The sequence below is a fragment of the Rhizobacter sp. P2_H3 genome (assembly GCF_056403355.1).
Genome location: NZ_JBFUFQ010000238.1, coordinates 1 through 8,652, shown reverse-complemented (window position 1 = coordinate 8,652; position 8,652 = coordinate 1). Strand labels below are relative to the sequence as shown.

The 8,652-nt window shown below is 67.8% G+C and carries 8 protein-coding genes; 6 read left to right on the top strand and 2 right to left on the bottom strand.

The window, feature by feature from the left end:
• Positions 1-32 precede the first annotated feature (32 nt).
• Positions 33-1,421: a cysteine--tRNA ligase gene (cysS, locus tag AC1D1T_RS27120; protein WP_477826545.1), complete on the bottom strand. Its 1,389-nt coding sequence runs from the start codon at positions 1,419-1,421 to the stop codon at positions 33-35.
• 155 nt (positions 1,422-1,576) lie between these two features.
• Between cysS and AC1D1T_RS27115 the strand changes: the two genes are divergently transcribed.
• The 6 genes from AC1D1T_RS27115 (at position 1,577) to AC1D1T_RS27090 (ending at position 6,663) form a co-directional block, all read left to right on the top strand.
• Positions 1,577-2,623, top strand: a complete 1,047-nt coding sequence (locus tag AC1D1T_RS27115) for a tetratricopeptide repeat protein (RefSeq protein WP_477841166.1) — start codon at positions 1,577-1,579, stop codon at positions 2,621-2,623.
• Positions 2,620-3,861 carry a L,D-transpeptidase family protein gene (locus AC1D1T_RS27110; RefSeq protein WP_465112967.1) on the top strand — a complete coding sequence of 414 codons (1,242 nt, stop codon included), beginning with the start codon at positions 2,620-2,622 and terminating at the stop codon, positions 3,859-3,861. The genes AC1D1T_RS27115 and AC1D1T_RS27110 overlap by 4 nt, the downstream gene beginning before the upstream one ends.
• Before the next feature lie 68 nt (positions 3,862-3,929).
• Complete coding sequence (locus AC1D1T_RS27105; RefSeq protein ID WP_477841170.1) at positions 3,930-4,442, top strand: peptidylprolyl isomerase; 513 nt, start codon at positions 3,930-3,932, stop codon at positions 4,440-4,442.
• 1 nt (position 4,443) lies between these two features.
• Complete coding sequence (locus AC1D1T_RS27100) at positions 4,444-4,944, top strand: peptidylprolyl isomerase (RefSeq protein WP_047508857.1); 501 nt, start codon at positions 4,444-4,446, stop codon at positions 4,942-4,944.
• Positions 4,945-5,029: 85 nt separating this feature from the next.
• The gene (locus tag AC1D1T_RS27095; RefSeq protein ID WP_477992839.1) at positions 5,030-5,806 is read left to right on the top strand and encodes a UDP-2,3-diacylglucosamine diphosphatase; all 777 of its coding nucleotides are present in this window, start codon (positions 5,030-5,032) and stop codon (positions 5,804-5,806) included.
• 38 nt (positions 5,807-5,844) lie between these two features.
• A complete protein-coding gene (locus AC1D1T_RS27090; protein ID WP_477827180.1) occupies positions 5,845-6,663 on the top strand; it encodes a M90 family metallopeptidase in 819 nt (272 codons plus the stop codon).
• A 55-nt stretch (positions 6,664-6,718) separates the two neighbouring features.
• Here AC1D1T_RS27090 and AC1D1T_RS27085 read toward each other — a convergent pair.
• On the bottom strand, positions 6,719-8,652 hold a 1,934-nt coding region (locus tag AC1D1T_RS27085; protein WP_477992838.1), incomplete at its 5' end, for an AAA family ATPase.

Here is an 8,652-nt window from a genome sequence, read left to right as displayed (position 1 = left end):
CAATACTCGGGAGTGACGGAGCGCCCCACGGATCAGGCCTTCATCCAGGTCGTGCCTTGCGCGGAGTCCTGTAGCACGATGCCTTGCGCGAGCAGGTCCTGGCGGATGCGGTCGGCGAGCGCGAAATCGCGCGCCTTCTTCGCATCGGCCCGGGCCTGGATCTGCGCCTGGATCGCGGCGTCGTCGAGCGTGCTGCCGGCCTGCAGGTAGCTGCGCGCGTTCTGCTGCAGCAGCCCGAGCGTCGCGGCCAGCCCCTTGAACAGCGCCGCCTGTTGCGGCGAGCGGCTCTTGTTCAGCTCGGTCGCGAGCTCGAACAGCACCGCCACCGCTTCCGGCGTGTTGAAGTCCTCGTTCATCGCGGCGCGGAAGCGCGCGGCCTGCGGCTGCGCCCAGTCGACCGGCAGTTCGGGCACGTCGAGGTCGACCAGCGCGGTGTAGAGCCGGCGCAGCGCGTTGCGCGCGTCGTCGAGGTTGGCGGGGCCGAAGTTCAGCGGGCTGCGGTACTGCGTGCGCAGCATGAAGAAGCGCAGCGTCTCGCCGTCGTAGTGCTTGAGCACGTCGCGGATCGTGAAGAAGTTGCCGAGCGACTTCGACATCTTCTCGTTCTCGCCCTGCTCGTTGACGACGTTCAGGAAGCCGTTGTGCATCCACACGTTGACGAAGCGCTTGCCGCTCGCGCCCTCGCTCTGCGCGATCTCGTTCTCGTGGTGCGGGAACTGCAGGTCCATGCCGCCGCCGTGGATGTCGAACTGCTCGCCGAGCAGCGCGCAGCTCATCGCCGAGCATTCGATGTGCCAGCCCGGGCGGCCGGCGCCGAACTCGCTCGCCCACTTGGCGTCGTCGGGCTCGCTGGGCTTGGCGGACTTCCACAGCACGAAGTCGAGCGGGTCGTCCTTGCCGTCGAGCACGGCCACGCGCTCGCCGGCGCGCAGCTGGTCGAGCGACTTGCCCGACAGCTTGCCGTAGCCGTCGAACTTGCGCACCGCGTAGTTCACGTCGCCGTTCGGCGAGCGGTAGGCATAGCCCTTGCGCTCGAGCGTGGAGATCATCTGCAGCATCTGCGGCACGTACTGCGTCGCGCGCGGCTCGTGGGTCGGCGGCAGGATGCCGAGCGCGGCCACGTCTTCATGCATCGCGGCCGTCATCTCGTCGGTCAGCTGGCGGATCGGGATGTTGCGTTCGAGCGCGCGCCTGATGATCTTGTCGTCGATGTCGGTGATGTTGCGCACGTAGGTAACCTGGTAGCCCAGCGTGCGCAGCCAGCGTGCGGCGACGTCGAAGGCCATCATGAAGCGTGCATGGCCGACGTGGCACAGGTCGTAGATCGTCATGCCGCACACATACATGCGCACATGGTTGGGTTCGATCGGCGTGAACACCTCGGTCTGACGCGACAAGGTGTTGAAGATGCTCAGGGTCATCGGCGGAGTGCTGCAGTGGAACCGCTCATAGGGCCTGGCCAGCGGGTCGAGGGGCTTGCAGCCATGGGGCTGCTATACAATTTTCGCAGTATAGCGGGCCGTATCCGCACCTCGTTCCGCCCCACGGCGCCCACCCAAAACCTCGCGGCCACCTGATGACTCCACGCTCTTCGCTCGTCGCCCTGGCCGCGTTCACCGTGTTCACGATCGCCAGCACCGCGCGGGCCGACGAGTACGGCGATGTCGACAGCCTGCTCGGCGCGGGCCGGCTGGCCGAGGCGAACCAGAAGGCCGACCAGTTCCTCTCCACCAAGCCGAAGGACGCCCGCATGCGCTTCCTGAAGGGCCTGGTGCTGTCGGAGCAAGGCAAGTCRAACGACGCGATCGCGGTGTTCGTGAAGCTCACCGAAGACCACCCCGAGCTGCCCGAGCCGCACAACAACCTCGCGGTGCTCTACAGCAAGCAGGGCCAGTACGACCAGGCGCGGCGCTCGCTCGAGGCAGCGATCCGCACCAACCCGAGCTATGCGACCGCCTACGAGAACCTCGGCGACGTGTACGCGAAGCTGGCGAGCCAGGCCTATTCGCGCGCGCTGCAGATCGACGGCAGCAGCACCGCCAAGGTGAGCCCGAAGCTCGCGATGATCCGCGACCTGTTCTCGCCGATGACGCGCTCAGAGCCACCGGTGGTGATCGCTGCGGCCAAGCCTGCACCGGCGCCCGCACCCGTTCCCGCCCCGCCGCCGGTCGTTGCAGCCGCGCCGAAGCCGGCTCCGGTGCCTGCTCCTGCACCTGCTCTTGCGCCTGTCCCTGCGCCCGTTCCCGCGCCTGCACCCGCCGCGGTGGCTTCTTCACCGGCCGCCGCCGAAGACACAAAGGTCGTACAGACCGCCGTGCTCGCGTGGGCCGCGGCCTGGGCGAGCAAGGACATGGACGCCTACTTCGCGTCCTACACCCATGATTTCAATGGTGGCAAGTCGCGCGCCGCCTGGGAGGCCGAACGCCGCGCCCGCATCACCGGCAAGCGCAGCATCGCGGTGAACCTGAGCGATTTCGACATCCGCGTGCAAGGCGACAAGGCCGTCGTGCAGGTGCGCCAGGCCTACAGCGCCGATGCGCTGAAGGTGTCCAGTCGCAAGCGGCTCGACCTGGTGCGCGTCTCCGGCCGCTGGCTGATCCAGAAGGAAAGCACCGGTTCGTGATCCGACGCCTGCGTGAGTGGTGCCGCCGCGCGGCACTGCCTGTCTGCCTGGCGCTGCCATGGGCGGCGGGCGTGGCCGTGGCCGCGCCGCTGAAGCCGGCCGTGGCACGCAGCGGCGTGGCCGCCGCGCCCGCTTCCCCCGAAGCCCGGCTGATCGACATCTACCAGCTGATCCGCGACGGCGATGCACGCCGCGCGCTCGCGCGGGCCGAAACGCTGACGCGCGACGTGCCCAACTTCCAGCTCGCCCAACTGGTGTACGGCGACCTGCTGCTGGCCCGCCGGCAGCCGCTCGAGGCGATGGGCGCGGCGCCCCCCGAGCTGGCCGCCTCGTCGCCCGACCAGCTCGTGCAGCTGCGCCAGGAAGCCACGCTGCGGCTGGCCGCGCTCACCGAACGCCCGCCGGCCGATGCCGTGCCGCGCCAGTTCATCGACATCCCGTCGAGCACGCGGCATGCGATCGCCGTCGACGCGAGCCGCTCGCGCCTGTACCTGTTCGCGAACGACGCGAAGGGCCTGCGCCTGGTTGCCGACCACTACGTCTCGCTCGGCCGGTTGGGCGTCGACAAGAAGGAGCAAGGCGACCAGCGCACGCCGCTCGGCGCCTACTTCATCACCAGCCGGCTGACGAACCAGCAGGTCGCCGAGTTCTACGGCCCTGGCGCGCTGACGCTGAACTACCCCAACGAATACGACCGCCGGCGCGGCAAGACCGGCGGCGGCATCTGGCTGCACGGCGTGCCGCCGGCCAACTTCGCGCGCGGCCCGCAGACCACCGACGGCTGCGTCGTGCTCGCCAACCCCGACCTGCTGCGCCTGCTGCGCGAGGTGTCGCCGCGGCGCACGCCGGTCGTGATCGCACCGAAGCTCGAATGGGTGGCGCGCGCGCAGGTCGCGCAGGAACGCGTCGCGGCGCATGCGATGGTCGAGCAGTGGCGCGTCGCGCGCTCGCAGGGCGACGCGCGCAAGCTGCTGAGCTTCTACTCGCCGCAGTTCCAGAGCGGCACCGCCGACCTGGCGCAGTGGTCGCAGATGGTCGACAAGGAACTGCAGGCCACGCGCGGGCGCACTGCCGAGCTGAAGGAGATGTCGATCCTGTCGTGGCGCGACGCCGGCGAGGTGCTGATCGTGACCTTCGGCGAGGTGCTGAGCGGCCAGCTGACCGGCCCGCTGAAGCGTCAGTACTGGGGCAAGGAAGGTGGACAATGGAAAATATTCTTCGAAGGAGTGATCTTGTGAGAACCCTCAAGTCATGGAAGCCGCTGCTGGTGACCGGCGCGATCGTCATCGGCGGCCTGGCCGGCAGCATGACGGCCCACGCACAGCAGAAGGTGAAGCTGGCCACGTCGCTCGGCGACATCGTGATCGAGGTCGATGCCGAGAAGGCGCCGAAGTCGTCCGCGAATTTCCTGCAGTACGTGAAGGACGGCCACTACAACGGCACCGTCTTCCACCGCGTGATCCCGAACTTCATGATCCAGGGCGGCGGCATGACGCCCGACCTGAAGGAAAAGCAGACCCGCCCGCCGATCCCGCTGGAAGCCCGCAACGGCCTGACCAACACGCGTGGCACCGTCGCGATGGCCCGCACGATGGACCCGAACTCCGCCACCGCGCAGTTCTTCATCAACCTGAAGGACAACGACTTCCTGAACGCCGCGCAATCGCGCGACGGCAACGGCTATGCGGTGTTCGGCAAGGTCGTCTCCGGCATGGAGGTCGTCGACAAGATCCGCGCCGTACAGACCGGCAACAAGGGCCCGCACCAGGACGTGCCGGTCCAACCCGTCATCATCAAGCAAGCCACGCTGGAGAAATAACATGAGCAAACTCGTCGACCTGGTCACCAACCACGGCACCATCCGCATCGAACTCGACGACGTGAAAGCGCCGCTGTCGGTCAAGAACTTCCTCTCGTACGTCGAGAAGGGCCACTACGCCGGCACGGTGTTCCACCGCGTCATCAAGGGCTTCATGATCCAGGGCGGCGGTTTCGAGCCCGGCATGAAGCAGAAGCCCACCGATGCACAGATCCAGAACGAAGCCGGCAACGGGCTGAAGAACGACCACTACACGCTCGCGATGGCACGCACCAGCGTGCCGCACTCGGCCACCGCGCAGTTCTTCATCAACGCGACCGACAACGACTTCCTGAACTTCAAGTCCGAGACGCCGTCCGGCTGGGGCTATGCGGTGTTCGGCAAGGTCGTGTCGGGCCATGAGATCGTCGACAAGATCGAGCAGGTGAAGACCGGCAACAAGGGCGGCCACAGCGATGTGCCGCTCGAAGACGTCGTGATCACCGAAGCCAAGGTGGTCTGACCCGCTCCTCTTTTCGCCTACCCGCATCAACCTCCTGCAGTACCGGGGTTCCATGTCGCGCCAGACCGCCGTTGCGCCGCCTCCCTTGCCCAGCCTCTGGGAGTACGCAGCGCCGGTCGACTGGCGCTGCGTGGACTTCATCTCCGACCTGCACCTGAGCGCCGACACGCCGCGCACCTTCGACGCCTGGTCGGCCTACCTGCGCACGACCGATGCCGATGCGGTGTTCATCCTCGGCGACCTGTTCGAGGTGTGGGCCGGCGACGACAGCCGCCACGACGAGTTCGAGGCCCGCTGCGCGAACGAGCTGGCCGAGGCGGCGTGCCGCCGCACGGTCGGCTTCATGGCGGGCAACCGCGATTTCCTGGTCGGGCTCGACATGCTGCGCGACTGCGGCGTGGTCGCGCTGCCCGACCCGACGGTGCTGCAGGCCTTCGGGCTGCGCGTGCTGCTGACGCATGGCGACGCGCTGTGCCTGGACGACACCAAGTACCAGCAGTTCCGCGCGCTGGTGCGCAGCGAGGCCTGGCAGCAGGATTTCCTCGCGAAGCCGCTCGACGAGCGCCGCCGCTTCGCGCGCGCGGTGCGCAACGAGAGCGAGCAGCTCAAGCGCCAGCTCCCGACGCCGATGGRCTGGGCCGATGTCGACGGCGCCGCCGCGGTGCGCTGGCTGCATGAAGCGGGCGCGACGACGATGGTGCACGGCCACACGCACCACCCGGGGAGCGAGCCGCTGGCGCCGGGCATGCTGCGCCATGTGCTCAGCGATTGGGAGCTCGACCACCCGCCGCTGCGCGCCGAGGTGCTGCGCCTGAGCGCGCGCGGCTTCAGGCGCATCACGCCGCCAGGCGTGTCCCTGTGACCATGCCGCCAGGCGTGGMGCTGCCTTCCTGAGCCGCCGTGCTGGGGCGCCTGGCTTCGGCATGGCGGGGGTGGCGCGAGCGCCGCACCTTGGCGCGCCGGCCGATTCCCGATGAACTGTGGGCCGAGACGCTCGAACGCTACCCGTTCCTCGGCGACCTCGATGAGGCCGATGCCGCGCAGTTGCGCCGCTTCGCGACGCTGTTCCTCGCCGACAAGCAGTTCCACGGCACGCACGGCGTGGTCGTCAGCGACGCGATGGCGGTCGCGATCGCCGCACAGGCCTGCCTGCCGGTGCTCAAGCTCGGGCTCGACTGGTACGACGGCTTCGTGCTGATCGTCGTGCACCCCGACGAGATGCTCGCAAAGCGCGAGGTCGTCGACGACGACGGCATCGTGCACGAGTACGAAGAGGCGCTCACCGGCGAGGCGCCCGGCGCCGGGCCGATGACGCTGTCGTGGCGCGATGTCGCCGATGCGCAGGAAAACCCGGAGGACGGAAGCGGCTGGGCCTACAACGTCGTGATCCACGAGTTCGCGCACGTCATCGACATGCGCGACGGCCGCTCCGACGGCATCCCGCCGCTGCCGGACAAGCAGGCCCACCTGCGCTGGCGCGAGGTGATGCCGGCGAGCTATGAACGCTTCTGCAGCGAAGTGGATGGCGACGAGGACATCTTCATGGACCCGTACGCCGCCGAAGGCCCGGACGAGTTCTTCGCGGTCGCCTGCGAGACCTTCTTCGTCGCACCGCTCGACCTGCAGGCGTGGGACGCGCCGCTGTACGAGCTGCTGCGCGACTTCTTCGGGCAGGATCCGGCAGCGCGCTTTCCGCTCGCGGATCCGTCGATCACCTGACGCGCCATGAGAAACGGGGCCCGCAGGCCTCGTTCCGGATCACGACTCGCGAAGATCAGGCCGTCGCCGGCTCCGCCTTCGGCTTGTCGATCTTCTTCGCCGGCTGGATGTCGAGCACCGTCTTGCCGTCGGCGTCCACGTCCACCGTCAGGCGGCCACCGTCGACCAGGCTGCCGAACAGCAGCTCGTCGGCCAGCGCACGACGGATCGTGTCCTGGATCAGGCGTTGCATCGGCCGCGCACCCATCAGCGGGTCGAACCCCTTCTTCGCGAGCAGCTTGCGCAACCCGTCGGTGAACGTGACCTCGACCTTCTTCTCCGACAGCTGGCCCTCGAGCTGCAGCAGGAACTTGTCGACCACCCGCAGGATGATCTCTTCGTTCAGCGCCCGGAAGCTGACCGTCGCGTCGAGCCGGTTGCGGAACTCCGGCGTGAACAGGCGCTTGATGTCGGCCATCTCGTCGCCCTGCTCGCGGGAGTTCGTGAAGCCGATCGTCGACTTGTTCATCGTCTCCGCGCCCGCGTTCGTCGTCATGATGATGATGACGTTGCGGAAATCGGCCTTGCGCCCGTTGTTGTCGGTCAGCGTGCCGTGGTCCATCACCTGCAGCAGCACGTTGAAGACGTCCGGATGCGCCTTCTCGATCTCGTCGAGCAGCAGCACCGCATGCGGCTTCTTCGTGATCGCCTCGGTCAGCAGGCCGCCCTGGTCGAAGCCGACGTAGCCCGGAGGCGCACCGATCAGGCGGCTCACGGCATGGCGCTCCATGTACTCGCTCATGTCGAAGCGGATCAGCTCGATGCCCAGGATGAACGCGAGCTGCTTCGCGACCTCGGTCTTGCCGACGCCGGTCGGGCCGCTGAACAGGAACGAGCCGATCGGCTTGTCGGGCTTGCCGAGACCGGAGCGCGCCATCTTGATTGCTGCCGCGATCGCCTCGACTGCCGGCTCCTGGCCGAACACCACGCTGTTCAGGTCGCGGTCCAGCGTCTTCAGCTTGGAACGGTCGTCGTTCGACACGCTGGTCGGCGGGATGCGCGCGATCTTCGCGACGATCTCCTCGACCTCGTTGCGCGTGATGGTCTTCTTCTGCTTGCTCTTCGGCAGGATGCGCTGCGCCGCACCGGCCTCGTCGATCASGTCGATCGCCTTGTCGGGCAGGTGGCGGTCGTTGATGAACTTGGCCGACAGCTCGGCCGCGGCCTGCAGCGCGCCCAGCGCGTATTTCACGCTGTGGTGCTCCTCGAAGCGCGACTTCAGGCCCTTCAGGATCTCGACCGTCTGCTCGACCGACGGCTCGACCACGTCGACCTTCTGGAAGCGCCGCGACAGCGCCGCATCCTTCTCGAAGATGCCGCGGTATTCAGTGAAGGTGGTCGCACCAATGCACTTCATTGCACCCGAGCTGAGCGCTGGCTTCAGCAGGTTGCTCGCGTCCAGCGTGCCGCCCGAGGCCGCACCGGCGCCGATCAGCGTGTGGATCTCATCGATGAACAGCACCGCGTTCGGCTGGTCCTTCAGGTGCTTCAGCACGCTCTTCAGGCGTTGCTCGAAATCGCCGCGGTACTTGGTACCGGCCAGCAGCGCGCCCATGTCGAGCGAATACACGTTGGCATCGGCCAGGATCTCCGGCACGTCGCCCTGCGTGATGCGCCAGGCCAAGCCCTCGGCGATCGCCGTCTTGCCAACGCCGGCTTCACCGACCAGCAGCGGGTTGTTCTTGCGGCGGCGGCACAGGATCTGGATCACGCGCTCGACCTCGAGCTCGCGGCCGATCAGCGGATCGATCTTGCCGTCACGTGCCAGCTGGTTCAGGTTCTGCGTGAACTGGTCGAGCGGCGATCCCTTGCCCTCGCCCTCGTCCTTCTCGCCTTCGGCGCTCGGGCCGCCCTCGCTCGGCTTGGCCGGCTCCGGCGGATCGGTCTTCTTGATGCCGTGGGCGATGAAGTTGACGACGTCCAGGCGCGTCACGCCCTGCTGGTGCAGGT

Excerpts from the sequence above, each read along its gene's own strand:
- AC1D1T_RS27100 (WP_047508857.1), top strand. The coding sequence starts at position 4,444 with ATGAGCAAACTCGTCGACCTGGTCACCAACCACGGCACCATCCGCATC.
- cysS (WP_477826545.1), bottom strand. The coding sequence starts at position 1,421 with ATGACCCTGAGCATCTTCAACACCTTGTCGCGTCAGACCGAGGTGTTC.
- AC1D1T_RS27105 (WP_477841170.1), top strand. The coding sequence starts at position 3,930 with ATGACGGCCCACGCACAGCAGAAGGTGAAGCTGGCCACGTCGCTCGGC.